This window comes from Wolbachia endosymbiont of Pentalonia nigronervosa, assembly GCF_014534705.1.
Taxonomy (GTDB): domain Bacteria; phylum Pseudomonadota; class Alphaproteobacteria; order Rickettsiales; family Anaplasmataceae; genus Wolbachia.
In genome coordinates, this window is the sequence record NZ_JACVWV010000158.1 from 1 (window position 1) to 1348 (window position 1348).

2 protein-coding genes and 1 pseudogene are annotated in these 1348 nt (G+C 32.0%); all 3 read left to right on the top strand.

The features are described 5' to 3' along the window. A pseudogene (locus tag IC220_RS07580) lies at nucleotides 1–437 on the top strand (phage tail protein); the annotation flags it as partial. A 187-nt stretch (nucleotides 438–624) separates the two neighbouring features. Beyond that, nucleotides 625–966 carry a recombinase family protein gene (locus IC220_RS07585; RefSeq protein ID WP_188153798.1) on the top strand — a complete coding sequence of 114 codons (342 nt, stop codon included), beginning with the start codon at nucleotides 625–627 and terminating at the stop codon, nucleotides 964–966. Nucleotides 967–1038: 72 nt separating this feature from the next. Further along, nucleotides 1039–1348 (top strand): DUF2924 domain-containing protein (locus tag IC220_RS07590; protein ID WP_188153799.1); only part of this gene is annotated, 310 nt, incomplete at its 3' end.

Genomic DNA, 1348 nt, shown 5'->3' on the forward strand with positions numbered 1-1348 from the left:
GAAACCATCTTTGGTACAATTTCAAAGCATTATATCCTATCCCACAGCACTTACTTCCACCAATTAAGTTTGCTAAAGCACAGGTGGTATTATCAGATAGTTGGAAGTTGGGAGAAATAAACGCTTGTTTTCCGGTTACGAGTGTAGAAGAAGAAGGAGGTGGGTTGTATTTAAGTGATAACAAACTATCTGAACAAACTTGGAATTTAAAATATAAGCCAATTTTAGAAAGATTCAGCATTACTTATCGCTATGATGTAAAGAATTTTACTGATCAAAAAATAATAGAATCTAATTTAACAGAATATCACGTTAATTGTGAAAATGATAAAAATCCAGAACAAAATGATCCAATTCATGAACTAGCAAAGCACATATTAGTATTTTATCCAGGAGTTTTGACTTGGCACGAACACAAGCATTTGAATAGGTCTTGAAACAATGTACAGCCCATTTGTTATCATATTAATTATACAAGTTAATATATTAAAATAGATCTAATATTCCATCTCTGATTGTAAAAAACACCTTACATTACTCGTTTAAATAGAATATAATTAAGTAATAGCAGTAAATAAAAGAAATTTATCTGGCGTAAAATAGGCAATAATTTGGGAGGTTTTTATGTATAAATGTGCAATTTACACAAATAAAAATAATCTAATAAGTACAGAAAAACAAAGGTTAGTATGCCAAGACTTTGCAGTTAAAAGAGGCTGGAAAGTATTGAAAAAAAGATATGATGATTCTTGTGATGAAAGCGTGTCAGCATTAGCAAGACCAGGAATGAAGGAGTTGTTTAAAGATATAGAAGCTTGTGAAGTAAACTATGTACTTTTTTACACACTCGATTGCCTGACAAGATCAGTTGAAGAGTTGGCAGAGATACTGTGCTTATTTGAAGAGCGTGATATTTTTTTTAACGATATCAAACCGGTGGAGTTTTCAGTTGAAAATGGGAAATGATGCAACGACAATAGCAAGTTTTATGAATGCAGAGCAAGAGAAAAAACATGTTAAAAACAAAAAGGGGGATAAATGAAAGAATCTGTAGAACAAGAAATATTATCATTAGCAAGTAAGGCATTATCAGAGCTAAAGAAAGTGTGGAAAGAGCTATTTCAATCAGAAGCCCCACCATATTGCCGAAAGTATTTGATAAGACGTATAGCATATCGGTTGCAGGAAAAAGCATATGGTGAATTATCAAGTAAATCAGCTAAAAAACTTAATGATCTAGCTAGCCAAATGGAAGAAGGAAAAAGCATTATCAATAGTAAACTACCAAGGCCAGGAACAAAGCTTATACGTGAATATAAAGATGAAAATCATGAAGTGTTAGTGACCG

What these genes read in the sequence shown, in the direction of transcription:
- IC220_RS07585 (WP_188153798.1), top strand. Translation starts at nt 625, where the DNA reads ATGTATAAATGTGCAATTTACACAAATAAAAATAATCTAATAAGTACA.